The sequence below is a fragment of the Kocuria sp. HSID16901 genome (assembly GCF_003989425.1).
In the GTDB taxonomy this organism is placed as follows: Bacteria; Actinomycetota; Actinomycetes; order Actinomycetales; family Micrococcaceae; genus Rothia; species Rothia massiliensis.
This window is the reverse complement of record NZ_RBLM01000004.1, coordinates 205,170-230,275: the sequence shown is the minus strand read 5'-3', so window position 1 is coordinate 230,275 and position 25,106 is coordinate 205,170. Positions and strand designations below refer to the sequence as shown.

The following is a 25,106-nucleotide window of genomic DNA, read 5'->3' as shown; positions in this document are numbered from 1 at the left end:
ACACAGGTGAGTCGTGGCTTTCAAGCTTTTCCGCAAGAACTCAGACGACGACGCGCAGGGTTCGGCCAACGAGTCGATCGACGCAGCGCAGCAGGACGATGCCTCATCGTCCTCGAAGGTCCGAGCTCTTCCGGACCGCCCTGAGCTGCCGACGACCAACGGTCTGCCCGAGCTCGTCAAGCTCATGGAGTCGCATCGGGTGGCCACGTTGCAGCTCAACCAGCACGGCAACGAAATGACCGCCGTGATGGAGCCGAGCGAGAAGCCCGAGCGCAAGGTCACCGTGGACACCGAGTCGACCTGGTTCGACCCGGTCGCCAAGCTCTACACCGCGGGCCAGGCCAGCGAGAATGGTCCGTGGCGCCGCGCCGAGATCATGATTTCCTCGGTGCGCGACGGGAAGCGCTCGGTGGAGATCGAATACACCTACCCGAACAGCGACGAGCAGGTCCGCGAAGGCTACACCCAGGTGGTGCGGAGCACCTTCGCCCAGGGTGGCAAAGACGCGGCCACGGCTAAGCCGACCGACGTAGAACGTCCCGTCGCCGCTAAGCCCCAGGCGTCGGAGAATGCTCAGAGCACCTCGGCGGCCGCGACTCAGGGTCAGGAGCAGAACGAGGTTCTGGGTACGCCCACCGCGCAGTCTGCCGACGAGGGCAAAATCACGTCCAGCCCGGCCACCGCGACGGTGGTTTCCGGCTCGGAATCGCGCGGCTCCGTGACGGATGCCCCAGCTTCCACGCCGAAGGGTGAAGCTCAAACGGCCCCTGCGAAGGGCGCCGGGGCCTCGGGCACCGATGCCAAGGCCCCAGTAACGGAGAAGCCTGCCGTTCAGGGCACCCCGGACGCCGAGAACGATTCCTCAAAGGGCGGCTCCAAAGCTGCCGCTACCGGCGCCGTCGTCGGCGGGGCAACTGGTGCCGCCGCGGGTGTAGCCGCCGGAGCAGCCGCGAAGGGCACGAAAGAAACCGACGCCACATCGTCGAAGGGTTCGCAAGAGGTTCCCTCGGTCGTCGACGACGGTCAGTGGGATGGCGAGTCAGATCGCCCCGAGACGGCCTCCGCGTCGTCGGTTGCCGCAGACCTACCGGACTCCGTTCCTTCGACGGCGGACCAGACCGACGTTTCGCCGTCGTACTCGAGCTCGGCTCAGCCTGCGCCGCAGAAGCCCTCGACCACTCAGCTTGCACCCGGCAACCTGGTGTTGACCGAAGCGGATGTTCTGCAGCGCATGCGTGAGGCCCAGAAGAAGCTCTTCGGGCCGGAGGGTTCGTCTCGCGACGTCTCGACGGTTCTGATCCGCGTCCGTGCTCTGGGCTCCTATTACGATGCCCTGACCCACGTGCGCCGGAACGGTTTCTGGGATCAGCGGAAGACCTTCGACATCGTCCCGGAGGAAGCCCTCCACATCTTGGAGCTCAAGTCCGATTCGTATCAGGAAGGCTTCGGCTCACCCATCGCGATGATGTTCCGTTTCACCCCTGGTGTGCCTCCGCAGGTGTCCTTCTCCTACGAGGACGAGGAAAGCTTCGTCAAGTACAAGGACCGGTTGCCGGCCCAGCAGTACATCGAGGAGCTTCGGATGTTCCCGCGTACGGGCGCCAACATTCCCGAACACATGACGGACGCTCTGACCCAGTGGAGCCTCTAGTCAGGTCATGCCAGCAATGAGTCGAAGGAACGCTTCGCGATGAGTGCGCAGGTGGTCACGCCGCTGTTCGATATCTCCTACGACGTCGGCTGGATTGCGGCCTTGCCAAAGGTTTGCCTGCACGACCATCTCGACGGCGCATTGCGCCCTCAAACCATTGTTGAGCTCGCGGCGGAGGCGGGGCACGAGCTGCCCGCCACCGACCCCGCGGCCCTCGAGCGGTGGTTTGTGGAGTCGGCGAATTCCCGATCTCTCGAGCGGTATCTGGCCACCTTCGAACACACCGTTGCCGTACTCCAGAGCGCCTCAGCACTCACTCGGGTGGCTCGGGAATACGTGCTCGACGCCGCCGCGGACGGAATCGTTTATGGCGAGGTTCGTTGGGCTCCTGAGCAGCATCTCGGCGACGGCCTGGACATCGATTCCGCCATCGCTGCGGTGGCCCGAGGGCTTGCCCTGGGTGAAGAGGCAGCGGCCGAACGCGGTGCGACGATCACCGTGCGGCAGATATTGTGCGCGATGCGGCATACCGACCGCTCCCTCGAGATTGCTCAGGCGGCCGTGCGGAATCGTCGTCGCGGGGTCGTAGGATTCGACCTCGCTGGACCGGAGCTGGGCTTTCCGCCGAGCAAGCATCGGGAAGCCCTCGAGTACTGCGCACAGCATTTCCTGCCGGTCACCCTGCACGCGGGAGAGGCCGACGGCGTCGAATCTATCCGCCAGGCCGTGGTCGAGGGACGGGCCCTCCGGATTGGCCATGGCGTACGCATTCTGGAAGACGTCGTTCGGCGTCAGCGGGACGGTGAACTTGCGGATAACGTCTCCCGCCTTCCGACAAGTCACGACATTTCTCTGGTGCCTGCTTCGTCCTTGTACCGGATGGGTGAGGTCGCCGCCTGGGTTCGCGACCGACACATCGCGTTGGAAATGTGCCCCTGTTCGAATCTGCAGACGGACGCCGCGCCGCGGGTCGGAGAGGTGGGGAAACCTCAGCCGACCGAGCCAACGGCCGACCACTGGGCGAGAACCTACCGAGAACATCCGATTGAACTGCTCCGAAGCCTGGAATTTGCGGTCACCGTGAACCCGGATAACCGGTTGATGTCACGAACCTCAATGACCCACGAATTCCTCAAGCTCGCCGAAGAATTCGGGTACGAGCGCGAAGACTTCCTCGAAATCACTCTCAATGCGGCCAACGCAACGTTCCTTCCGCTCGAGGAACAAGATGAGATCGTCGAACGTGTGATGGCAGGATACTCGGACGCGCCGGTGGTGGGCTAGTGAATCAGCCAGCAACCGCAGTGGCGGCGGAGGAGTTTTCCCGCCTGATAGACATCATGGATCGCCTCCGTGCGCCCGGAGGGTGTCCCTGGGACAGGGAACAGACGCACGAATCTCTGGTTCGCTACCTCATCGAAGAGTCTTATGAGGTCGTGGAAGCCATCGAGTCCACCGATGGCGTGGACTTCTCGTTGCTGCGAGAAGAACTCGGTGACGTATTGCTTCAGGTCGTGTTCCACGCGCTTGTGGCTCAAGAGGCCGAGCGCGGTGGGTTCGGGATCGCCGACGTGGTGCGTGGACTCAACGAAAAACTCCTTCGGCGCCACCCTCACGTCTTCACCGGCCAAGCCTCTCCTGAGGGTGAGCCGGGAGCAGCCGAGTTGCCCGGTCGACGGGAAGGCTCGGGTGAATCGGGGGACACCGCTCCTCTCGGCAACGCTGAATTAGAGGATCTCACCCGTCGCTGGGACGAGATCAAGCGGGCGGAAAAGCCCGAGCGCCGCGATCCCTTTGATGGCATCCCGCCGGCGTTGCCGGCTCTGGCTCTCGCCGAAAAGACACTTAACAAGGCGGCCAAGGCGAGCCTCCCTCTCCCGGACGAACGTGGGCACTGGAGTGGATCAGAACGTGCCGACGGATCGTCGTCGGCCTCGGAAACCACCGCAGGCTCGCAGGTTTCCCCAGAATCCGTAGCGCCTGGCTCGAGCGAGGCCGAGGAAGAACTCCTTGGCCACGAATTATTGGGCCTGGTGGCCGCGGCACGACGTCGTGGTGTAGATCCGGAAAAGGCTCTGCGCCGCGCCGTCCGCGAATTTACCGATTCTTCACGTGGGATCACCTGAGTTTATGTGTGAACATGTGGGAAATCGGTATCATGGAATCCGAGATCAAGCCGATATCGTGGGAGTCATGGACGATTTCCCTCGACATAGTTGAAGCTCGATCAGGAACAGCCCATCCATCATTCACGATGCAAAAGGAGCATTCAGATGGCGATCATCATCGACGTTCACGCCCGTCAAATTCTTGATTCACGAGGCAATCCCACCGTCGAGGTTGAGGTTTTGCTTGAAGACGGCGGCTTTGGCCGCGCGGCCGTTCCCTCGGGAGCTTCCACCGGCGAATTCGAAGCTGTGGAGCGCCGCGATGGCGACTCTTCCGTCTACCTCGGCAAGGGCGTGCTCGATGCCGTCCGTGCCGTGATTGACGAGATCTCCGAGGTCGTCATCGGCCTCGACGCGACCGATCAGCGCATCATCGACGAGGCGATGCTTGAACTCGACGGCACCGATAATAAGGGCAAGCTCGGCGCCAACGCGATCCTGGGTGTTTCCCTGGCCGTTGCCCGCGCCGCCGCCGATTCTGCGGTATTGCCCCTGTACAAGTACTTGGGCGGGCCGAACGCCCACGTGCTGCCCGTCCCGATGATGAACATCCTCAATGGTGGTTCGCACGCGGACTCGAATGTGGACATCCAGGAGTTCATGATCGCTCCGATCGGCGCGCCGACCTTCTCTGAAGCCCTGCGCTACGGTGCCGAGGTTTACCACAGCCTGAAGTCGGTCTTGAAGGATCGTGGCCTGGCCACCGGCCTGGGTGACGAGGGCGGATTCGCCCCGAACCTGGATTCCAACCGCGCGGCCTTGGACCTGATTCTCGACGCGATCAAGAAGGCCGGATACACCCCCGGCAAGGACATCGCCCTGGCCCTCGATGTCGCGTCCTCCGAGTTCTTCAACAAGGACGACAACACCTACAGCTTCGAGGGAACCCGCAAGACGGCACAGGAAATGTCCGCCTACTACGGTGAGCTCGTGGAGGCCTACCCGCTCGTTTCGATCGAGGATCCGCTCGACGAGGACGACTGGGAGGGTTACAAGACCATTACCGCCGAACTGGGCGACAAAGTTCAGATCGTGGGCGACGACCTCTTCGTGACCAACCCCGAGCGTCTCGGCAAGGGTATCGAGCTGGGCGCCGCCAACGCGTTGCTGGTCAAGGTCAACCAGATCGGTTCGCTGACCGAAACCTTTGACGCAATCACGATGGCTCAGACCAACGAGTTCCGTTGTATGGTCTCGCACCGTTCCGGAGAGACCGAGGACACCACGATTGCCGACATCGCCGTGGCGACCAACGCCGGCCAGATCAAGACCGGTGCCCCGGCTCGTTCCGAGCGTGTGGCGAAGTACAACCAGTTGCTCCGCATCGAGGAGGAACTCGGTCGCGCGGCAACGTACGCGGGCGCCGCTGCCTTCCCGCGGTTCACCGCGAAGTAATTTCTCGTCACTGGTAGACGACGCGACGCCCCGTCCCGGGTTCTCCGGGGCGGGGCGTCTTTCGGTAGAGTGAACTCACGTCCTTCAGCTTCCCCACCCGAGAGGTCATACGCCATGAAGAATCCCTTCTCCGCCGCGTCGACGTACCTCGGAGTGGGTCAGGCTAAGAAGCGGCGGCCCCGCAAGCGTCGTCGCCGTGCTGACGAATCCGTAGACTCGAGGTCTGAAGAACTCCGCTCTCCTGCGGATGACTTCATGGGTTTCGGGACTCGGCAGCCCCGCCGCGTCGTCGAACGTGCCGATGTCGACGACGAGGGTCGCCCCCTAGAAAAGGGCCTCGGTGAGGAAAATTGGGGTGACGTCGATGAACCCCGTGAACCCGTTGCCGCCAGGAGCTTCTCCGGGCGTACTGTACTTCTGCTGCTCGTGGTTCTCGCGCTCGTCATTCCGCTGGCGCCGACCGTCCACCGATATTTCTCGCAGCAGGCCGAAATCGCGAGCCTCGAGCAAAATATCGACCAGCTCAAGTCGGAGCAATCGGACCTCAAGAAGCAAGAGAGCCAGTGGAACGACGACGACTACGTTCGGCAGCAGGCTCGCGAACGGCTGTTCTACGTGAACCCGGGGGAGACGCCCTATGTGGTCTCCGGGAAGGATCAAAGCAGCCAGCAGCCGAAGGATGATTCGGCCGAGGCGTCCTCGGAGATGCCTCCCTCGTGGGGCGTCAACCTGTGGTCTTCCTTGACCGAAGCCTCGCACTAGCATCACCATCTGCTCGCATCTCCCGAGAAGGAAACCCGTGCCCCAGAATTTTCAGGACCACGAGCCTCATGGCTTTGGCGTGACGGCGACGACGCTCGCTCCTACACCGCGGGACCTTCAGGTCCTTTCGCGTCAGCTGGGACGTCCCGTCCGCGACGTCGTCGAAATCCCGGCGCGCTGCGTGTGCGGTAACCCTCTCGTGGCGGCGACCGCGCCTCGACTCGCGAACGGCAGCCCGTTCCCGACGGTCTTCTACCTGGCGCACCCCGTGATTACTCAAGCGGCCTCGAGGCTTGAGGCTGCCGGACTGATGTACGAGATGACCGACAGCATCGCCGAGAATCCAGAACTCGCCGCAGCTTATGGGGCTGCTCACCGGAATTACCTGGCCGAAAGGGAGCGCATTCGCGTTGCTTCAGGTACGGACCCGGTTCCGGAAATCGATGGAATCTCGGCCGGAGGCATGCCCGAACGGGTTAAGTGCCTCCACGCCGTCTTGGGTCACACGCTCTCCGTGGGAACTGGTATTAATCCCATGGGGGATCAAACTCTGCGCGCGATTGAGCAGTGGTGGACGCCCGATCAGTGCGCGTGCGACCCGTCGTGGCGCGAGGATACGACGACCGTTGAAGAGTCCTAGGGGGACGAAGAACTCATGCGCGTAGGCGCCATTGACTGTGGGACCAATTCGATCAGGTTGTTGATCGCCGAGATCGAGAAGCATCCGGCCGAGGGCACGCATCCGAAGATTCAGGACGTCGTACGGCAGATGCGCATTGTGCGGCTGGGCGAAGGAGTCGACGCTACGGGGTGGCTCTCCCAAGCAGCCCTGGACCGCACCTTTGAGGCGGCGGATGATTACGCGTCGTTGCTGAAGAAGCACAAGGTCAAGCACGTTCGAATGGTCGCTACGAGCGCCACGCGCGACGCTGGAAACCGGCAGGCCTTCATCCAGGGAATATCCGATCGTTTGGGCGGAGTCGTTCCCGAAGTTATTTCCGGCACGGAGGAAGCCGAGTTGTCCTTCTTGGGCGCGGCGGCAACCATCGACGCCGCAGGGTCGGGGCGATCGCTCGTCGTCGACGTCGGAGGCGGATCGACCGAGTTCGTGTTGGGTGACGACAACGGCGTCGTCGCCTCCCGGTCGGTCAACATCGGAAGTGTGCGGCTGACGGAGCGCCACCTGAGCTCGAACCCGCCGGCCGAAGGGCAAATTCGGCGCCTCGTGCACGACGTCGATGCCGCGATCACCACGGTCCTCGACTCCGTTCCGGTGGGCACCGCCACGCGTCTCATCGGGGTTGCCGGCTCGGTCACGACCGTCACCGCCCAAGCACTCGGTCTAGAGTCCTATGACGCCGACCGCATTCATGGCCACGAGATGCCGATTACTGAGGTGGTATCTGCGGCGCGCGAGCTGACCACGATGACCACCTCTCAGCGACGAGCCCTGGGCTTTATGCATGAAGGTCGCGCCGACGTCATTGGCGCCGGCGCTCAAATTTGGTCTCGGATCGCCGAGCGTGTGAGCGAGCTGACCGACGGACGCATTACGACGGCGATCACCAGCGAACACGACATTTTGGACGGCATCGCCCTCTCCGTTGCCGCGTCCAGAAAGTAGCGCGTCATGACGATGAGGCGCACGATCCGGGCCACCGGTGCGCTGATCGTCTCCGGGATCCTTGCCGTGGGCTTGGTGCCCGTAGCGACAGCGGAACCCGGCCCGGCACCTTCGGCCACGGCGGGTCCCTCCCACGGCGACGACGTGCGCAATCACGAGTACTGGCTCGACGAACTGGGTATCCGGAACGCGTGGAAGAAGTCCACCGGGAAGGGCGTCAAAGTTGCCGTGATCGATACGGGCGTGGACGCTCATCATCCGGACTTACAAGGCTCCGTCGAAAAGGGACACGACGTGTCCGGAGGCGGCAGCGCTGATGGATGGAAACCCATCGGAGCTGAGCCTGAACACGGGACGCTGGTGGCGTCGATGATCGCTGGGCATGGGCATGCGGGCCGTGACGCTGACCAGGCGCCGAAGGGCGAACCGGGGCAGGGTGCTGGCGTCATCGGTGTGGCACCGGAAGCGTCGATCATCCCGATTTCCACGTGGTTGGGCACCGAGAATCCCGGTGGGGTGAGTGTAGACGATCAGATTCCGCGGGCCGTCAAACAGGCGGTGGACTCCGGGGCCCAAGTCATCAACCTGTCGATCGGGTCCTCAAAAACCACCTGGCCGGAATCCTGGGACTCGGCCTTTCAATACGCGCAAGACCACGACGTCGTGGTGGTGGCCTCGGCGGGAAACCGTGGATCCGGGGTGACCCAAGTGGGCGCTCCGTCGACCATCCCGGGCGTCGTCTCGGTCGGTGGGATCGACAGGTCGGGCCGTGCCTCGTGGGATTCGTCCTCGCAGGGGATCTCCATCGCCGTCGCGGCGCCCAGCGAGGATCTCATCGGCGCTATGCCGAATAACCAGTACGGGCTGTGGTCGGGAACCTCCGGGTCGGCGCCGATGGTTTCGGGCGTCGTCGCACTGATGCGGCAGAAGTTTCCGGACGAATCCGCCTCTCAGATCATTCAGCGGCTCATTTCCACGGCGAAAGATCAGGGTGCTCCTGGACGTGACCCGGAGTATGGGTTTGGTGCGGTGGATCCGGCCGCCGCGTTGACCCGCGAGGAGGACGTCGGGGGCGTTCACGAGAACCCCCTTGGTTCCGTCGAAGCCTGGGCCAAGATTCACCGGCGGGCCGTGCCGACGGATGAGCCGAGTCAACCACCGGAAGCGGAGCACGCGGTGGGGGAGAAAATCGACCCGGTGGCCGCGCCTCAACCTCAGCCGACCTCGGAGGTCAAACTCTTGCTTCCCGTCATTCTGCTCGTGGCGGTGGCCGCATGGATGTGGCTGATCGCCGCGGGCACCGTAGCGCGATTGCGTCGGATCCTCGGGTCGCCGCCTCACCCGCCGCACCGCGCGATAGTGGAATACTGGGGGTGGGGCCGCAGACGGCGCAACTCCGACGGTGAATCGCAACGCCGGTCCACGGATTTTTGGGGACCACGGGCGTAATCCTGTGGATTGTCAGATAGCGGCGCCATCATTTCGGTGGCATCATGGGAAATCGAGATTGTCGAATCCCGCACGAAACCAAAGGGAGTAGCATTTTTACCATGTCTTTTAATCAAGTGGCGAACGATCGCCCTCGTGTCCTGATCGTCGGTGGCGGCTACGTGGGCTTCACCGTCGCCAAGCAGATTCAGTCTGCGATCAAGGCTTCCGGCGGCGTCGTGACCGTGGTCGACCCGAACCCTTACCTGACCTACCAGCCCTTCCTTCCCGAGGTTGCGGCCGGCCAGATCGAGGGCCGTCACGCCGTGGTGCCGCTGCGGCAGCATCTCAGCGGTTGTGAAATCCTCGGTGCCCGCGTGGAGAACATCGATCACCACGCCAAGACCGCTACGCTCCGTGCCAACGACGACGGCGACACCTACGAGTTGAAGTACGACCAGATCGTCGTCGCGGCCGGTTCCGTGACCCGTGCTTTCCCCATTCCGGGCCTGGCCGAAAACGCCATCGGCATGAAGACCATCGAAGAAGCCGTGCACGTGCGCAACTGGGTGCTGGATCGCATCGAGACCGCTTCGTTGCTAAAGGACGAGAACGCGCGTCGTCGCGCCCTGACCTTCGTGGTCGTGGGCGGCGGGTTCGCCGGTGTCGAGACGATCGCCGAGCTGGAAGATATGGCTCGTGACGCCGTTTCCCGGAACTCCCGCCTCCGCGTTTCCGACCTGCGCTTCGTCATGGTCGAGGCCATGGGCCGAATCATGCCGGAGGTCCCCGAGGACCGCGCCGAATCTGTGGTGGCGCACCTGCGCTCCCGCGGCATCGAGGTCTTGCTGAACACCTCTTTGGGTGAGGTCGACGGCGACACCTGCAAGCTCATCAACATGGCGGATAAGTCCCCGGCGGGCGAGGTCGAAACGCAGACCCTCATCTGGACCGCCGGTGTTATGGCCGCGCCGTTCCTCAAGAACTCGAGCCTTCCGATCGACGAACGCGGACGTGTTCGTGTGGGCGCCGACCTGCGGGTCACCGGCGACGACGGAGTGATCGAGGGCGCTTGGGCCGCTGGCGACAACGCCGCCGTCCCGGATCTCACGGGCAAGGGCCCCGGCGGATTCTGCGTCCCCAACGCTCAGCACGCTTCGCGCCAGGCACTGACCTTGGCCGCAAACTTGCTGGCAGCACGCAACGGTGGCGAGCTCAAGGATTACTACCACGAGAACATCGGCGCGGTTGCCGGTCTCGGTTCCTACAAGGGCGTCGCGAACATCAAGGGGCGTTCGTTCGAAGGCCCCTTGGCGTGGCTCATGCACCGTGGCTACCACGGCATGGCCATTCCGACCGTCGAGCGCACCACTCGCGTGGCGGCCAACTGGTTGCTCAGCCTGGTGTTCGGCCGCGATACCTCGCCGATCCGTAACGAGCGTGAACCGCGCTTGCCTTTCCAGGAAGCCACCAACACGGCACCCAAGGAAACCAAGGCGCACCTGTAATATCATCATGTGCCGTCCCGTCTCACGGCGGGACAGCGAGGACGCCACCCCGCATCATTGCTCACAATGATGCGGGGTGCTCTCGCCCCAGTAGCCCAATCGGCAGAGGCAGCGGACTTAAAATCCGTTCAGTGTGGGTTCGAGTCCCACCTGGGGCACCGTAGATTGTTCAATTTTCTCTGAGCGTACGCACACCGTAGACGCTCCCGTCCCGAGATTCCGGCCTGTAGACTTGAGGGAACACCGGTTCGTTCCGGCTCGCACACTTTGTCCTACGCGTGGCCGATGTGAACCACCGCTTGAGAATTGAGGAATCCCATGGGACGTGGAAATCCCCTGATCAGGCGCATGGATCAAGATGCGCAGCGCAACGACTACGCTCACGCCGGCCAGTACGCCGGTTACGGTCAGCAAACGGCCTACGGCCAACAGGGCCAGTACGGTCAGTCCGCAGGTTATGCCCAGCAGGGCGGCTACGGGCAGCAACAGTACGGACAGGGGCACGACGCGGCGTCCCTGAACCAGATGTACAACGCGCCGTCGGCCGGCCCGCAGGAAACTCAGCGCGCCACGATGGACGACGTCGTGGTCAAGACCCTCAGCATGCTCGGCCTGATCGCCGTTGGCGGAGCGGTCGGCTGGTTCCTTGGCATGATCGGCATAGTTTTCGGCATCATCGGCTTCGTTCTGGCGATGGTCGTCATCTTCAAGAAGAAGGTCTCGCCGGGCCTCATCATCGCGTATTCGGTGTGTGAAGGCGCTTTCCTCGGGGCATTGTCTAAGTCCTTCGAATCGCAATTCGGTGGAATCGTCTTGATGGCCGTGGTCTCCACGCTCGTCGTCTTCCTGGGAATGCTGGCCTTGTTTGCCAAGGGTGTGCGCATTTCGGGCAAGGTCGCCAAGGTCGTGGGCATCGGCATGATCGCCTACCTCGTCTTCATGGTAGGCAACATCGTGTACGGCGCCTTCACGGGTAGCTCGATGCGTGACATCACCGTTTTCGGTATCCCGTTGGGCGTGATCATTGGCCTGCTCGCCGTGGTCATGGCGTGCGTGTGCCTGATCTCCGACTTCCAGCACATCGACGGCGCCCTCAAGGCCGGCATCCCGCAGCAGGAATCGTGGCGTCTGGCCTTCGGCCTGATCCTCACCGTCGTCTGGCTCTACGTGGAGATCCTCCGCCTCGCCAGCTACTTTATGCCGCGAAACTAGCTTTTACCCGAGCTCAGCCTCGGACTAAAGCGGGACCTCACCTTCGGGCGGGGTCCCGCTTTGTGTTGAGGCGCTTGGTATAGCCCCTATGATGAAACCTATGACTTCGACCTCTCGAGCGACCTCAGATTCTTCCCCTGAGTCCCACCTGGACCACGGCGGGGGATCGGCGGACCGTTTCCGCAATCCCGATATTCCGTATGGCCTGAACGTGGCGGCCGCGTGGTCCTGGCGGCTCATCGTCATTCTCACGATGGCAGGGGTGTTGGTGTACCTCAGCCGGTCCGTCAGCACCATCATCACGGCAGTCCTTGTGGCCGCCCTCATCGCGGGCCTCCTTTCCCCGTTTGTTCTGTGGCTTCGCCGCAGGAAGGTCGGCGCAGGCATCGCGACGGCGATCGTGGAGTTGGGTGCCATCATTGTGGTCTTGGGTTTGCTTGCCCTGGTGGGTCAGCAAATGGTCAAGGGCTTCTCCGAGCTTTCGGACCAGGTGGTCTCTGGCTACCACCAGCTCATGACGTGGCTGTCGGATGGCCCGTTGCAGCTCTCGGTGGATCAGGTCGACAACGCCATCAGCTCGGTGACCAAAGCCGCCAAGGATAATTCGAGCCAATTGCTGAGCGGCGCGGCGGCTGCGGGATCGACCGCTGGTGAGATCGGCACCGGGCTGCTCATCGCGCTCTTCACCTTGATCTTCTTCTTGCTGGAGGGAGAGCGTATCTGGCTCTTCTTGGTCAAGCTGATTCCTCGCAAGGCACAGAAAGCCGTTAACGGTGCCGGACGCCGAGGCTGGCATTCGCTGGTTTCCTACACACGTGTCCAGGTATTGGTGGCCTTCGTGGATGCCCTGGGTATTGGCATCGCCGCATTGATTCTCGGGGTGCCGCTGGCTTTCCCGCTGGGCGTGCTTGTTTTCCTCAGCTCGTTCATCCCCGTGATTGGTGCGCTGTTCTCCGGGGTCATCGCTGTGCTGCTGGCCTTGGTGGCCAATGGCCCGATCAACGCCTTGATCATGTTGATTGCGGTGCTCTTGGTTCAGCAGATCGAGTCGCATATTCTTCAGCCGCTCGTCATGGGCCGTGCGGTGTCTTTGCACCCGCTTGCCGTGGTCCTCGCGGTCGCCCTCGGGTCCACCGTCTTGGGCATCTTGGGCGCCCTCTTTGCTGTCCCGGTGCTCGCCGTCGTCAACACCGTGGTTCGCTACCTGGCTAACCGCGGATGGGAGCACGACGAGAACATTCGGACGACCCCGTTTGCCTATCAATGGGAAATTGAGAAGCGGGAGAAGAAGTCTGCCGCCCAGAAGGCTAAGGCGAAGCTCAAGGAAGCCAAAAAGTCGGTGACCGATTCCGATTCGGACTCGGAGAAGCCGACCGCATCTCATGGGTCGGACGCGTCCTAGCCGACCTCGACGACTCATCCCGAGTGACAGTAGATTGACCGTGAAGCCCTACCGACCTGGTGGGGCTTCATGCACAGAATGAAGGTTGAACCAGTGAATCCTTTGGAGAATCTCCCCGTCCAGATCGACGACGTCGAGCAGGCCGCCGCGCTCGTGGGAAGGATTATTGAACGGACGCCCATCGCCCACTCCCGGGCCATGGAACGCAAAATCGGGTCGCCGGTTCACTTCAAGTGCGAGAACCTCCAACGGTCCGGTTCATTCAAGGTTCGTGGTGCGTACAACCGTATTGCCCAACTCAGCGACGAGGAGAAAGCTCGTGGCGTCGTCGCCGCGTCCGCGGGCAACCACGCTCAAGGCGTGGCATTGGCCGCCTCCAAGCTCGGGATCGATGCGCGCATCTATATGCCTCAGGGCGCCGCTTTGCCGAAGATCGCCGCAACACAGGGCCATGGCGCTCGCGTGATCCTGCACGGAAACACGGTGGACGAAGCCCTCGCGGAAGCACAGCGCTACGCCGAAGAGACCGGCGCGGTGTTCGTGCACCCGTTTGATAACAAGCACATCATTGCGGGCCAGGGGACATTGGGTCTGGAAATCATCGAGCAGGTTCCGGAGGTCGATACGATCATCACCGGCGTCGGTGGGGGAGGCCTGCTGGCGGGCGTCGCGATTGCCGCGAAGCACCACGAAGCGAAGACGGGCAAGAAGATCCGGGTGATCGGGGTGCAGGCCGAGCACGCCGCCGCCTATCCGCCGTCGCTGGCTGCGGATGCCTTGGTACCCCTCAAGAAGGTCTCCACCATCGCGGACGGCATCGCGGTGGGGCGTCCGGGACAGTTGCCGTTCTCCATCATCAAGGAGCTGGTGGACGACGTCGTGACGGTCACCGAAGACGACCTCGCTCGAGCCCTGATCTTCCTCATCGAACGCAACAAGTTGGTCGTCGAGCCGGCCGGAGCCGTGGGTGTGGCGGCCCTGATGAATGGCAAGCTCAATGAAAAGTACGGAAATTTGGGCTCGACCGTCTGCCTGCTGTCCGGGGGAAATATTGACCCCATGCTCATGCTGAAGGTCATTCAGCGAGGTCTCTCGGCGGCCGGCCGGTACCTCACGGTCAAGATCATGCTCACCGACCACCCGGGCGAGCTACGCGATATTTCTCGGATCATCTCGGAATGCGACGCGAACGTCACGGGGGTCGATCACACCCGCGTCGGTGGTTCGCTCTCCATGGGAGACGTGTCGATCACCATCGATATGGAAACCAAGGGCGAAGAACACAGTAACGAAGTCCTACAGGCCCTGGAAGCCGAAGGGTTCAAGCCGATGGTCGTGGGCTGACTCACCAAACCCCACGGTTCTCTCTGAACTACGCGAAGGGGCCGGTTTTCGCTGTGTGCGAAAACCGGCCCCTTTGGTGACATTGAGGACGCTTAGTACGGCTTAGCCGAGAGCACCTTGAGGGAGATTTCTTTCCCGTTGGGTGCCTTGTAGCTGAGCTGGTCGCCCACCTTGTGGCCGGTGATGGCCTGTCCCATGGGGGACTTCTCGGAGAAGACCTGGATGTCCTGGTCTCCGGCAAGGGTCTCGGCGACTTCGCGGCTTCCCAGCAGGAAGGTGATCTTCTTGCCACCGATTTCCGCCTCGACGAGCATTCCGGACTCGACGATGCCGTTATCTTCGGGCTTGGCGCCTACCTCTGCATTCTCGAGCAGGTAGCGCAACTGGGCGATGCGGCCCTCGTTTTTGCCCTGCTCTTCCTTGGCCGCGTGGTAGCCACCGTTCTCACGGAGGTCGCCCTCTTCGCGGGCGGCTTCGATGCGGTCCACGATGTCCTGACGCTTAGGACCCTCGCGCTCCTCCAGCTCGGCTTGCAGGCGGTCGTACGCCTCCTGGGTCAGCCACGTGCCGTTCTCGGTGGTCTCTTCCGACATTTTGTCTCCTTGATGCGACGCTGCACCCGCGGGCCTTCCGCGGTGGTTCCAGCGGGAGGTCGGCCCTGCCCGCGACGTCTTGACAGATAGATAAAACCCGCCCGGGCATACCCGTGGCGGGAGAAGTCAAACTCCTACTATAGCGACCGCCTCGCGGAAGGGAAAGACAGTTTGCTTATCTTGTTGTCCAACAGGAATCGACGGTAGCTGTATGAGCTTGTGACGTGGTGCGAAGATTGACGCGGTGTGGCGAGGTTTTTTCGCGGAGTTGATCCTCGGGCACGTGGCCGATGGTGACTTCCTTCCAACCGACGATCGCGTGTTGGTCGTTCAAGGCCTGCACCGCGCACGTGACCGTATCTTCCGGTTCCTTGGTCAGGTCGAAATCCAAGGTGACGTCGGTCGCTCGGGAATCGTCGAAACTGACCTCTTTAAAGGTTGGCGCACGTGAGTTTCCATACGCGATCCAAGCGGCAAGGAGTACTCCCACGGCCACTAGCGCTCCCACAATGACCCACCAAGCTCGTCGCGAAAGGCGACGGTGGGGACGCGATGTGCCATAACGCTGGTCTAGAGTGGGTGTGGTCAATGTGGGGAAAACCTGTCCGTTGATCTGCGGGTCGACCACGTCGGTGAGACGTTCTCGGGAGAATCTGATGGACGGCCCTGAAGCACTCTCTACTGTATCGAAAAGAATGAGGTGTCCGTACGTGACAACCGCTCAGGAACCCGGCTCCGCCGCGGCGACAAACTCAAGCGCGCCCACGCTCGGGGACGACTACAGCGGATTGAGAATCCTCGCGGTACATGCGCACCCTGACGACGAGTCCAGCAAGGGTGCCGCCACCATGGCCGCCTACGCTCGGCGCGGTGCACGCGTGATGGTGGTTTCATGCACCGGCGGAGAACGAGGGTCGATTTTGAATCCGGCCGTCGAGGAGAATCCGCGAGCTCATTGGGACCTTCCGGGGCTGCGTCGTCGTGAGATGGCCAATGCCCAAGCAGCTCTGGGCGTGGAACACCGGTGGTTGGGCTTCATGGATTCCGGACTGCCGGAAGGTGACCCGCTACCCCCGTTGCCGTGGGGATGCTTCGCGACGACGCCGCTGGAACGTGCCGCGGCCCCACTCATTCGGGTGGTTCGTGAATTTCGGCCTCACGTGTTGCTCGCCTACGACGAGAACGGCGGCTATCCGCATCCGGACCACATCATGGCCCATAAAGTGGCCACGGAGGCCTGGGAAGCCTCGGGGGATCCTCGCCGCTACTTGGGCGAGGGCACGCCGTGGGAGCCCTCCAAGCTGTACTACGACATGGCGTTCAATACCGACCGCTTCCTGGCCCTGCACCACGCGTTAGAGGAGCGAGGCATGGACTCGCCCTATGCCGAGTTCATGGCGCGTTTGGCCGAATCGGAGCCAGAAGGCGCCCCGCCGGTTTCGCGGCACGAGACCACCACGCAGATTCCGTGCGGAGACTATTTCGAGGTTCGAGACGCCGCGTTAAAGTCGCACACTTCGCAGGTGGACCCCACCGGGTTCTTCTTCGCCGTGTCCACGGATTTTCAACGGGAAATTTGGCCGTATGAGGACTACGTCCTCGCGGCGAGCCGGGTCGAGTCGACCCTTCCGGAACACAGCCTCGATGCCGGAATCGACCTGTCCGGCACAGCTTCAGGTGCTGGGGAAGGTGTATCAGGCCAATGATGGTGGCAGTCAATGTAGCGAATTTCGTCCTGGCAGCCGATGAATCGCCGAGCCTCAAACCAGGTTTGGACGCCAATCAGGTCTCGCCCGGGGTCATCGGCTTCCTCATCACGTTGCTCCTCGCGGTGCTCATCATTTTGGTGGGCTTGGACCACACGCGGCGTCAGCGACGCTTGAAAAATAGGTTCGATTACGCGATGGCGCGCGAGGAAGAGCGACGAGAAGCTGAACAAGTCGACGGTTCATCCGAGGATCTCGCGGATGCCGGACATGACTCCGTGCAGGCGCGCACGAACGTCAACGGAACTCCCGGCGTCGACCCGGAACGCCGCTGACCCTTAGGCGTACAGCGCAAACACGACGGCCGTGTAGTGGCAGGCGAAGCCAAAGATGGTGCACACGTGGAAGAGCTCGTGGAAGCCAAAGACCCGCGGTGAGAGCGCGGGTCGTTTAAGGGCGTAGAAAACGGCCCCGACGATGTAAAACACTCCGCCAGCGCAAATCAACAGCGTTGCCGTGGGGCTGACCGACCAGAAGTCGCCCAGGAAAAACAGCGCCATGAGCCCCATGACGACGTACAACGGCGTGTAGAGCATTCGAGGGGCACCGGTCCAGAACACCCGAAAGAGGATCAAGAGCACCGCGCAGGCCCAGATGCTCCAGAGCAGGATTGCCGTTTTGGGTTGGTCCAGCATGACCAGGGCCAACGGGGTATAGGTTCCCGCTATGATGAGCGAAATATTGGAGTGATCCAATCTTTTGAACGTCATCCGGGTCCGGCCCCGCCAATAGGCTCGGTGGTACATGCCTGAAACCCCGAACAAGATCACGCTCGTGGCACCGAAGACGGCGCATGCGGCGGACACCGCGCCTCCACCCGCCAAAACGATCAGCACAATGCCTGCCGCGAAGGCTACTGGGGCGAAAGACGCGTGGATCCAGCCACGCCAGAGCGGTTTCCGTTCGAGAATCTCGTGGAAACCCTGCGCGGCGCGGTTGGCGGCGTCTTCAATGTGGGACGAAGCGATGCGGGTCGCTTCGCGCGCGCGTTCGCCCCACGGTGCCTCGGTCCCTTCGCGAGGCGCCGTCGAGTGGCTTCCGCCAGACGTTGGTCGATGCTCCTCAGAAGGAGAAGGCCGGCCCGACGAACTCATATGCTGATGCCCCTCTCGAACCCTTAACGTTCGAATCATTCTATTCCTGGCCCCTGGTGGTTTGCTCCGTGGCTGTGGAATCGGCATCGAACGTCGGCACGAACGGGTACGGTTAAGGAACGCGAACTCGCTGGAAGGTCCAGTGCGACAGGCTCCCAGCCTCGACGATCCGAAGGACAGCCATGAAGCTTTCAAAGCCTCTGTACAGCGTGTACGAGCGGAATCTCACGGCTTCCATCCCTGCGGATCGCCTGCCGCAGCACGTCGGCGTCATGGTGGACGGAAACCGGCGGTGGGCCGCCCTCATGGGGCAAACCACCAAGCATGGTCATCAGAAGGGCGCCGAACGGATCATCGAATTTCTCGGCTGGTGCCGGGAACTGAAGATCGGCGTCGTGACGTTGTACATGCTCTCCACGGAGAATCTCAAGCGTCCGGCCTCCGAATTGGGAGACCTCCTCGGTGTCATCCAAGACCTGCTGCGAGAGCTTGGAGAAAGCCAGATCGCTCGTCTGCAGCCCGTGGGCGCCTTGGACCTCTTGCCGGATGATCTCCCGTCGATTTTGCAAGACGTCACCGAGCAGACCGCCGAGGTCGAAGGCCTGCACGTGAACATTGCGGTGGGCTATGGAGGGCGTCAAGAGATCGTCGATGCGGTGAGGGAACTCCTGCGCGACGCCGCCGCAGAAGGTCAAAGCACCGAAGAAATCGCCGATCGTCTGACCTCGGAGGACATCTCAAGCTACCTCTATACGCGGGGACAGCCGGACCCCGACCTGGTGATTCGCACCTCCGGCGAACAGCGGCTCTCCGGATTCATGATGTGGCAGTCGGCCTACAGCGAGTTCTATTTCTGTGAAGCCTTGTGGCCGGATTTTCGGCGAGTGGATTTCCTCCGAGCTTTGAGGGACTTCGCGGGTCGGCAGCGTCGATTCGGGTCTTAAGGGCGTGCCGTGGGTGCCACGCTGTGCTCGTGGTGGGAGGCGGGACCTGAGGGGAAACTCGCTGCGGTGTGCGTTCTCCCGTGCCTTCTGGCCTACATGACGTTGGGTGGCCGCCTCGCCTGGGTGGATGCGATCAGCCACCGTCTTCCTCGGAAGCTGACTCTGCCCCTGTATCCCATAGGAGTGTTCAGCCTGGGTGCGGCCGCCGTGACGGCTTCGGAACCCCGCCGGGTTATCACCGCCCTGGCCGGAGCCATCCTGGCCTGGGGCGTTTTCGTGATCTCGCGTTGGCTCGGTGGAGGCGCTCTGGGGCGCGGCGACGTCGTCCTCGCGCCCATACTGGGCTGGGCCTGCGGATTTCTCTCGGTCCTGCACGCTGTGGCTTGGGTGGCATTCTCTTTTATCGCGGCCGGTCTATGGGCCGTGGCCCTCTTGGTGGCGGGTCGGGTGCGTGGCGATGCTTATCTACCCCTCGGGCCCTGGATGTTCCTGGCGGCGGGCGCGGTGTGGTGTATCGGATCTTCCTGAACGGCTTGTCCCAGCCCCGGTAGGGTGGTTGGAGTATCGACGCCGGCAAGTGAGGAGTTCCCATGCCAACGCCCGAATTCGTGGTGCAGATTCGCGAGAAGATTGGCCACGACCTCCTCTGGATGCCCGGTGTCACGGCCGTCATTCTGGATGAAAATCAACGAATCCTCTTGTGCCGGCGGTCGGATAACGGTGCTTGGACCCCGATCACGGGGATCGTCGATCCGGGGGAGGAACCTGCCGTGACGGCGATCCGCGAGGCCGAGGAAGAGGCCGGTGTGGAAATCCGCGTCGAATACTTGGCCTCGGTCAAGGCCAATCCGCCGCAGACCTTCCCCAACGGCGACCACGCGCAATTTCTCGACCTGACTTTCCGATGCCGATACGTGGCCGGAACGGCACACGTCAACGACGAAGAATCCATGGACGTTCAGTGGTTCTCCCTCCAGGACCTTCCCGAGATGAGCGAGAGGATGCTCTACCGGATCCGCTCGGCGGTGGAGTGCTCCGGCCCCGCGGAATTCTCCGTGGACGGACTGGAAGGCTGAGAGGGCTCTCGCGGCAGACCGTCCAGCGCATGCTGTGAGTTCGCGGATGGGGCTCGGCGAGGCCAGATCGTGTAGCTGACCGTGATGATGAGGTCGATCATCACGACGACACCGATGGGGCGCAGGCCATCGGAGAGCGCTTTGGTCTGCTCCGGTTGACCAACCATCCACACCATCCCGGCGAGAATGCCGGCCGAGATGAGCGCCGCCACCCACACTTGCACCGTGCCCTTCCACTGTTCGCGGATATGTTCCCGGCCGTATAGCCGACGAGGCTTGGACTTGGTGGGGGAGTCGCCTTCGCGACCAAACCGCCGGGCGAATTTTCGGTCCGCCCAGGCCACGAGGGTGTGGCCGAAGGCCACGGAAATGCCGATGTAGTAAGCCGACAGAGTGTGTGCGAAGGAAGCTTGTCCGCCGCCCCGTAGGTCGGCGACCGTGACGGAGAGGAGAACCACGTCGACGAGCGGAGCTATCGCTAACAGTATGAGGCCTAAGCGGGGCCGCCTTAGCACGTAGCGGGCGGAAAGGCCTGCTAAGAGAAAGACCCAAAAACCAATCTCGCAGGCCACGATGGTTGCGACGATCACGGGAACTCCTTTGTGGTACGACTGTGCTAATTACGGATACTAGCACGGTTGTACTACCATGTGGGAGTGCCCAAAAAAATCGACAAAAATGCCCGCAAGGAGCAGCTCGCCGAAGCCGTGTGGGAGACCATCGTCGAGGACGGCGTCGCGGCGGTCTCCGTGCGGAACGTGGCAGACCGGGCGGGTGTCGCCGTCGGCTCGCTCCGTCACGTGTTCCCGACGCGCGCGGAATTGGTGGAATTCTCCGCGCGACTCATGTTGAAAGCGGCGACCGATAGGGCGCGGGCCATTCCTCGGGGAGACGATCCGAAAGAGCACGCGGAGAGGGTGCTCTCGGAATTTTTGCCGTTGGATTCTCAGCGTCGGGCGGAGCTAGAAGTAAACCTCGCCTTGATTGCCGAAGCGCCGGTGTTGCCCGAGCTGACACGTATTCGCAATGAAGCAACCCTCGCCTTGCGCTCCGCGTGCGTGATCCAGGTAGAGCGTCTCCAGGGTCGCGAAATGGGCTTCACGGCGGCCCTGAAGGGCGAGGGGGACCATCGTGCGGGGGCTCGGTTGCATGCCCTGATCGACGGGTTGGCGCTTCATTTGTTGGTGGATCCGGAGCGTTCCGAGGAAACCCTCGTCATTCTGCGACAGGAACTCGACCGGATCGCAGCGGCCAGGTAGCCCGACCTCCGGCGGTGATGTGCGGAGCGTGGGCGAAAAAAGCCCCGATCTTTCGTCGCGGGGACGAAAGATCGGGGCTACGGCAAGCCGCGAGAGTTCTACCTCAGGGCATTAATGTTGCGCAGGTTGGAACGGGCCATCGAGACGGCTTCGCCCGCACCGCGGTTGAAGACGATCTTGGACATGGCCGTCGCGAATCCGAAGACCATGCTGTTGTCGATCTGCGGAGGAACCGAAAGGGCCAGCGGATCCGTGATGACCTCGATGACGCTCGGGCCCTTGTGGGACAGGGCGTCCTCGTAAGCCTTCTTGAGCTTCTTCGGGTCCGTGACGCGTTCCGCGTGGAAGCCCATGGCCTTGGCGACGTCGGCATAGTTGATGTCCGGAACATCCACTCCGAAGTCCTGCAACCCGTCGACCATCATCTCCATCTTGACCATGCCCAAGGTCGAGTTGTTGAAGACGACGATGTTCAGCGGAAGCTGGTACATCGCGGCGGTTGCGAGCTCGCCCATGAGCATCGAGAGTCCGCCGTCGCCGGACATCGAGATGACCTGGCGATCCGGGTAGGCGACCTGAGCGCCCACGGCCTGCGGCAAGGCATTCGCCATCGACCCGTGGAGGTAGGAACCGATCAGGCGACGGGTGCCCAACGGGTTGATGTACCGAGCGGACCAGACGTTGCACATGCCCGTGTCGGCGGTGAAGATGGCGTCCTTGTCGGCCACCTGGTCAAGCAGCGAAGCCGCGTATTCCGGGTGGATCGGCTTGTGCTTCTCCACGTTGCGCGTGTAGGCGCCGACGGCCTTGTTCATGATGGTGTCGTGGCGCTTGAGGAGCTTCTCCAGGAACTTGCGGTTGGACTTGCGCTGCACGAGCGGCAAGACCTTCTGCAGAGTCTCCAAGACGTTGCCCTCGATCTGGAGATCCACGTCGGTGCGGCGGCCCATGTGTTCAGGGGCCGTGTCGACCTGGATGGTCTTGGTGTCTGGCAAGAACTGGTCGTAGGGGAAGTCCGTGCCGAGCATGATCATGAGGTCGGCGTCGTGAATACCTTCGGCCGCCGCGCCGTAGCCCAACAGGCCCGTCATGCCGACGTCGAAGGGATTGTCGTACTGGATGAAATCCTTGCCGCGTAGCGAGTGGCCGATCGGCGCACCCACCTTGTCGGCCAATTCGATCACGGTGTCGTGTGCACCCTTGGCGCCGGCACCGACGAACAGCGCGACCTTTTCGGCAGCGTTGATGGCCTCGGCGAACTCGGCGATGGTGGAGTCCTCGGGGACCTTGGGGGAACGGCGAAGCGTTCCGATCTTCGGGGCTTCCGCGCTGGAGTCTTCATCGGCCAAATCGCCGGGCAAGGTCACGACGGAAACTCCGGACTTGCCCACGGCGTAGCGAATCGCCGAGGCCAGCACGCGGGGAGCCTGATCCGTCGTCGAGATGAGTTCGTTGTAGACCGAGCACTCTTCGTACAGGCGTTCCGGATGAGTCTCCTGGAAATAGCCCTGGCCGATCTGCACGCTGGGAATCTGCGATGCGATGGCCAGAACCGGTGCCTTCGAGCGGTTGGCGTCGAAGAGACCGTTGATGAGGTGAAGGTTGCCGGGGCCACACGAGCCGGCGCACACGGCGAGCTCGCCGGTCAGCTGTGCTTCCGCTCCGGCGGCAAATGCCGCAGCTTCCTCGTGGCGGACATGCACCCAGTCAATGCCGCCCTTCTTAGCACCACCGGTTGCCCGGACCGCGTCGACGATGGGGTTGAGAGAGTCACCGACGATGCCGTAAATGCGATGAACACCGGCTTCGATCAGTTGTTGGACGATCTGTTCTGCGAGTTTCACAGTTCCTCGATTCCTTGTCGATCGGCTCGGGACCACGTGATCCCTATTCAGCTCATGTAACCAGGTCAGGCTGGAAGCTATTCCGCCCCGAGCCTTCATTTGATCGGGATCACGAAGGTTCGGGGCGAAATCTCATTTTGACCGCCTGACAAGGGCGAATTTAGTGACGTGGCCTATTGCTAGGAGTCTCTCACATCACGGTTCGAGGTGTCCGGCACGGCATCCACGGGGGAGTCCGAGACGTGGCGGCCGCGATGCGTAGCGGTCGTCGCGTCGTTGGATGCCCCCTCGCCGGGCTCGTCCTCCTGGTGGGCCGTTGCGTCGCCGTTCCGAGATGATTCGGAGCCGGAGGAATCCTCAGAGGAGGACACCACGCGCGTGGATCCGGTGATCGGGACGACCGGGAACTGGCCCGTATGCAGATTTTGATAAGCCTGCTCGGCCTCTTCGCCGTCGATGGCTTCTCCGCGAGCCACCATGCCGGAGACCGATCGAAGCGGAATCTCCTTGAGGAAGAGCGACAGGATGAAGGCCAAGGCCATGAAGGGCAGCAGGTACCAGAAGACCGGAGCCAATGATTCGGCATAGGCCTTCACGACGCCGTCCTTCAAGAAATCCGGCATTTTGTTCAGCATGGACGGGGTCAGCGACGACGCGGCGTCGCCACCCACGCCACTGCCCTGCGCTGCCTTGGCGGCCTGGGGCGGGAGGGAACTGAACAGATCCGTCAGCTTTTCGGACAAATGCGAGGTGAACATCGCGCCGAAGATGGCCACGCCAACCGAGGAGCCCATCTCGCGGAAGTAGTTGTTCGCACTGGTTGCGGTGCCAAGCTGGGTAAACGGAACCGAGTTCTGCACCACCAGGACGACGACCTGCATGATGAGTCCCAGACCCACGCCAAAGGCGAAGAGCATCGTGCAGATGATCCACACGGCGGTGTCCGCCGAGAGGGATGTCATCCAGACCATGACCGCTGCCGTGATCAGCGTCCCGAGAATCGGGTACATCTTGTACTTCCCCGTCTTGGAGATCAAGTTACCGGAGAGGATCGAGGTCAGCATGAGCCCCGCCATCATCGGCAGCATCAAAAGACCGGAGGCGGCCGCCGAGGTGCCGGTGGACATCTGCAAGAAGGTGGGGATGAAGGCCAGCGCGGCAAACATGCACATACCGAGGAAGAAGCCGATGGCCGTCGCGATGATAAAGATGCGGTTCTTGAACAGGGTCAGCGGAATCACGGGGTCGCTGGCCTTAGATTCAACCAGCACGAAGACGCAACCCGCCACCAGGGCGCCGGCGCCCCACATCCAGGTTTCCAGTACACTCCAGCCGTGATCATTGGATCCACCGAAGTCGGTGAAGAAGATGAGGCAGGTGGTGGTGATGGACAGGAAAATGACGCCCAGAATATCGATGCGATGTTGTGCCTTATGGGACGGCAACTTGAGGTAAATCAACGCCACGATCAAGGCGATGATGCCGAGGGGAACGTTGACGTAAAAGCACCACTGCCAGGTCAGGTGATCCACGAAGAATCCGCCGAGCAACGGGGCGATCACGGCGGACATGCCGAAAACGGACCCCATGACGCCCATGTAGCGACCGCGTTCCTTGGCCGGAATGATGTCACCGATGATCGCTTGGGCGAGGATCATGAGGCCACCGCCGCCCAGGCCCTGGATGGCGCGGAAAATCACGAAGAACCAGAAGCTCGTGGAGAACGAGATGACGAGTGAAGCGCCCGTGAAGATGGTCAGGGCGATGAGGAAGAGGTTTCGGCGGCCCAACGTGTCGCCGAACTTACCGTAGATCGGCATGACCAGGGTCGAGGCCAACAGGTAAGCGGTCGTCACCCAGGTTTGGTGCTCGACGCCGCCGAGGTCGCCAACGATGGTCGGCATGGCCGTCGAGACGATGGTTTGGTCCATCGACGCGAGGAACATGGCGACCAGAAGGGCCCCGAAAATGGTCCAAATCCGGCGCTTGGTCAGCAGGAATTTGCCGTTGGAATCGGTCAGCTGGTCCTTGCGCCG

24 protein-coding genes and 1 tRNA gene are annotated in these 25,106 nt (G+C 62.3%); 19 read left to right on the top strand and 6 right to left on the bottom strand.

Annotated features, from left to right (window positions below; genetic code table 11):
- Nucleotides 1–13: 13 nt before the first annotated feature.
- From D8M21_RS07665 to ilvA, 13 genes are all read left to right on the top strand, one after another.
- Nucleotides 14–1,651 (top strand): hypothetical protein, encoded by a 1,638-nt coding sequence (locus tag D8M21_RS07665; protein WP_048679605.1) that lies wholly within the window; start codon nt 14–16, stop codon nt 1,649–1,651.
- A gap of 39 nt (nt 1,652–1,690) precedes the next feature.
- Nucleotides 1,691–2,935 (top strand): adenosine deaminase, encoded by a 1,245-nt coding sequence (locus D8M21_RS07660; protein WP_048679602.1) that lies wholly within the window; start codon nt 1,691–1,693, stop codon nt 2,933–2,935.
- A complete protein-coding gene (locus D8M21_RS07655; RefSeq protein WP_048679600.1) occupies nt 2,935–3,777 on the top strand; it encodes a MazG nucleotide pyrophosphohydrolase domain-containing protein in 843 nt (280 codons plus the stop codon). Before D8M21_RS07660 ends, D8M21_RS07655 begins: the two co-directional genes overlap by 1 nt.
- Nucleotides 3,778–3,924: 147 nt before the next feature.
- Nucleotides 3,925–5,214 (top strand): phosphopyruvate hydratase, encoded by a 1,290-nt coding sequence (gene eno, locus D8M21_RS07650; RefSeq protein WP_048679597.1) that lies wholly within the window; start codon nt 3,925–3,927, stop codon nt 5,212–5,214.
- Between the two features lie 114 nt (nt 5,215–5,328).
- On the top strand, nt 5,329–5,976 hold the full coding sequence (locus tag D8M21_RS07645; RefSeq protein ID WP_048679594.1) for an FtsB family cell division protein: 648 nt from the start codon (nt 5,329–5,331) through the stop codon (nt 5,974–5,976).
- 37 nt (nt 5,977–6,013) lie between these two features.
- Complete coding sequence (locus D8M21_RS07640) at nt 6,014–6,616, top strand: DUF501 domain-containing protein (protein ID WP_048679592.1); 603 nt, start codon at nt 6,014–6,016, stop codon at nt 6,614–6,616.
- Between the two features lie 15 nt (nt 6,617–6,631).
- Nucleotides 6,632–7,600 carry a Ppx/GppA phosphatase family protein gene (locus D8M21_RS07635; RefSeq protein ID WP_048679589.1) on the top strand — a complete coding sequence of 323 codons (969 nt, stop codon included), beginning with the start codon at nt 6,632–6,634 and terminating at the stop codon, nt 7,598–7,600.
- Between the two features lie 6 nt (nt 7,601–7,606).
- Nucleotides 7,607–9,049, top strand: coding sequence for a S8 family serine peptidase (locus tag D8M21_RS07630; RefSeq protein ID WP_065424230.1), 1,443 nt, complete (start codon nt 7,607–7,609; stop codon nt 9,047–9,049).
- A gap of 101 nt (nt 9,050–9,150) precedes the next feature.
- Nucleotides 9,151–10,536 carry an NAD(P)/FAD-dependent oxidoreductase gene (locus tag D8M21_RS07625; protein ID WP_048679586.1) on the top strand — a complete coding sequence of 462 codons (1,386 nt, stop codon included), beginning with the start codon at nt 9,151–9,153 and terminating at the stop codon, nt 10,534–10,536.
- A gap of 84 nt (nt 10,537–10,620) precedes the next feature.
- Nucleotides 10,621–10,694 (top strand) — tRNA-Leu (locus D8M21_RS07620).
- Nucleotides 10,695–10,854: 160 nt separating this feature from the next.
- Nucleotides 10,855–11,748, top strand: a complete 894-nt coding sequence (locus D8M21_RS07615; RefSeq protein ID WP_048679583.1) for a Bax inhibitor-1/YccA family protein — start codon at nt 10,855–10,857, stop codon at nt 11,746–11,748.
- A gap of 100 nt (nt 11,749–11,848) precedes the next feature.
- Nucleotides 11,849–13,150 (top strand): AI-2E family transporter, encoded by a 1,302-nt coding sequence (locus tag D8M21_RS07610; protein WP_082156682.1) that lies wholly within the window; start codon nt 11,849–11,851, stop codon nt 13,148–13,150.
- A 93-nt stretch (nt 13,151–13,243) separates the two neighbouring features.
- Nucleotides 13,244–14,494, top strand: a complete 1,251-nt coding sequence (gene ilvA, locus D8M21_RS07605) for a threonine ammonia-lyase (RefSeq protein WP_048679580.1) — start codon at nt 13,244–13,246, stop codon at nt 14,492–14,494.
- Nucleotides 14,495–14,586: 92 nt separating this feature from the next.
- Here the strand turns inward: ilvA and greA are convergent, their stop codons facing one another.
- Nucleotides 14,587–15,087, bottom strand: a complete 501-nt coding sequence (greA, locus tag D8M21_RS07600; RefSeq protein ID WP_048679578.1) for a transcription elongation factor GreA — start codon at nt 15,085–15,087, stop codon at nt 14,587–14,589.
- A 175-nt stretch (nt 15,088–15,262) separates the two neighbouring features.
- Nucleotides 15,263–15,715, bottom strand: a complete 453-nt coding sequence (locus tag D8M21_RS07595) for a DUF4307 domain-containing protein (protein ID WP_082156681.1) — start codon at nt 15,713–15,715, stop codon at nt 15,263–15,265.
- Nucleotides 15,716–15,875: 160 nt separating this feature from the next.
- On the opposite strand from D8M21_RS07595, the gene mca reads away from it, so the two are divergent.
- Entirely contained in the window at nt 15,876–16,793 is a 918-nt protein-coding gene (gene mca, locus D8M21_RS07590; RefSeq protein ID WP_048680055.1) for a mycothiol conjugate amidase Mca, read from the top strand.
- Nucleotides 16,790–17,128 carry a hypothetical protein gene (locus tag D8M21_RS07585; RefSeq protein ID WP_048679575.1) on the top strand — a complete coding sequence of 113 codons (339 nt, stop codon included), beginning with the start codon at nt 16,790–16,792 and terminating at the stop codon, nt 17,126–17,128. The genes mca and D8M21_RS07585 overlap by 4 nt, the downstream gene beginning before the upstream one ends.
- 3 nt (nt 17,129–17,131) lie before the next feature.
- Here D8M21_RS07585 and trhA read toward each other — a convergent pair whose 3' ends face one another.
- Nucleotides 17,132–17,947 (bottom strand): PAQR family membrane homeostasis protein TrhA, encoded by an 816-nt coding sequence (trhA, locus tag D8M21_RS07580; RefSeq protein WP_082156679.1) that lies wholly within the window; start codon nt 17,945–17,947, stop codon nt 17,132–17,134.
- 182 nt (nt 17,948–18,129) lie between these two features.
- Between trhA and D8M21_RS07575 the strand changes: the two genes are divergently transcribed.
- From D8M21_RS07575 to D8M21_RS07565, 3 genes are all read left to right on the top strand, one after another.
- On the top strand, nt 18,130–18,891 hold the full coding sequence (locus tag D8M21_RS07575) for an isoprenyl transferase (protein WP_048679573.1): 762 nt from the start codon (nt 18,130–18,132) through the stop codon (nt 18,889–18,891).
- 9 nt (nt 18,892–18,900) lie between these two features.
- Nucleotides 18,901–19,419 (top strand): prepilin peptidase, encoded by a 519-nt coding sequence (locus D8M21_RS07570; RefSeq protein WP_126855767.1) that lies wholly within the window; start codon nt 18,901–18,903, stop codon nt 19,417–19,419.
- A gap of 62 nt (nt 19,420–19,481) precedes the next feature.
- Nucleotides 19,482–19,967, top strand: coding sequence for an NUDIX hydrolase (locus D8M21_RS07565; RefSeq protein ID WP_048679570.1), 486 nt, complete (start codon nt 19,482–19,484; stop codon nt 19,965–19,967).
- Here the strand turns inward: D8M21_RS07565 and D8M21_RS07560 are convergent.
- The gene (locus tag D8M21_RS07560; protein WP_065424229.1) at nt 19,898–20,557 is read right to left on the bottom strand and encodes a hypothetical protein; all 660 of its coding nucleotides are present in this window, start codon (nt 20,555–20,557) and stop codon (nt 19,898–19,900) included. The genes D8M21_RS07565 and D8M21_RS07560 overlap by 70 nt on opposite strands.
- A gap of 66 nt (nt 20,558–20,623) precedes the next feature.
- On the opposite strand from D8M21_RS07560, the gene D8M21_RS07555 reads away from it, so the two are divergent.
- Nucleotides 20,624–21,226 carry a TetR/AcrR family transcriptional regulator gene (locus D8M21_RS07555; RefSeq protein ID WP_065424228.1) on the top strand — a complete coding sequence of 201 codons (603 nt, stop codon included), beginning with the start codon at nt 20,624–20,626 and terminating at the stop codon, nt 21,224–21,226.
- 98 nt (nt 21,227–21,324) lie between these two features.
- Here D8M21_RS07555 and D8M21_RS07550 read toward each other — a convergent pair whose 3' ends face one another.
- Both D8M21_RS07550 and D8M21_RS07545 read right to left on the bottom strand, forming a co-directional pair.
- The gene (locus tag D8M21_RS07550; RefSeq protein WP_048679568.1) at nt 21,325–23,070 is read right to left on the bottom strand and encodes a pyruvate dehydrogenase; all 1,746 of its coding nucleotides are present in this window, start codon (nt 23,068–23,070) and stop codon (nt 21,325–21,327) included.
- 179 nt (nt 23,071–23,249) lie between these two features.
- On the bottom strand, nt 23,250–25,091 hold the full coding sequence (locus tag D8M21_RS07545) for an MDR family MFS transporter (protein WP_238651202.1): 1,842 nt from the start codon (nt 25,089–25,091) through the stop codon (nt 23,250–23,252).
- Between the last annotated feature and the right edge of the window lie 15 nt (nt 25,092–25,106).